Consider the following 719-nt stretch of genomic DNA (forward strand, 5'->3'; position numbering starts at 1 on the left):
GGGGTTTGTGTGTTTGGTGTGGGGGGTGTGGTGGGGTGGTGGGGTTTGGTTTGTTGTTCGGGTTGGTTTTGGGGGTGGTGTGGTTTGGTAGATCAGGGGGGGTTGTTTGGGGGTTTTTGGGTGGGGGATTAGGGGGTGGTTGTAGTGTTTCGGATGGTTTGGGGTTGTGGGTGGCTTGGGAGTGGAGTGCGGAGGGGGTGAGTGGTGGCGTCTGTTTGTTTTTTTGGTGGTTGGGTTTGTTTGTTGGTGGGTTTGTTGTAGGTGGTGGTGTGGTTGAGGTGGTGGGGGGGTGGGTCGGGTGTGTTCGTGTTTTGCGTTTTGTTTGGTTGTTGTTTTAGGGTGGTTTTGGTGTTTTTTGTTGTGGTTTTGGGGTTGTGGTGTGTGTTGTTTGGTGGTTTGTTGGTGGTTTTGTTGGTGGGGTTTGGTTTTTGTGGGTGTTTGGTGGTGGTGTGTTTTTTGGTGGTGTTTTTGTTGTTTTTGTCGGTGTTGTTGGTGGTTCTTGGTTTTGTGGTGTGTTGGGTGTGTTTGGGTGTGTTTGTTGTTTTTTTGTTGGGTTGGGGGGGGGTGGGGTTGGTGGTGTGGGGGGTTGGGGTGGTGGTGGTGTGGGGGTGGTTGGTTTGGGGGTGGTGGGGGTGGGGGTGGTGGTGGGGGGGGGGGGGGGGGGGGGGGGGGGGGGGGGGGATAATGCCAACGTACTTGGTTCGTCTTCTGTTGCCGTT

1 protein-coding gene is annotated in these 719 nt (G+C 55.1%); it reads left to right on the forward strand.

Annotation, left to right across the window (positions count from 1 at the left end; translation table 11 throughout):
* Window positions 1-377: 377 nt before the first annotated feature.
* Window positions 378-719: hypothetical protein (locus tag ACTHUT_RS21400; RefSeq protein WP_440419817.1), on the forward strand; the 342-nt coding region annotated here is incomplete at its 3' end.

The organism is Neisseria sp. P0022.S010 (genome assembly GCF_051956635.1).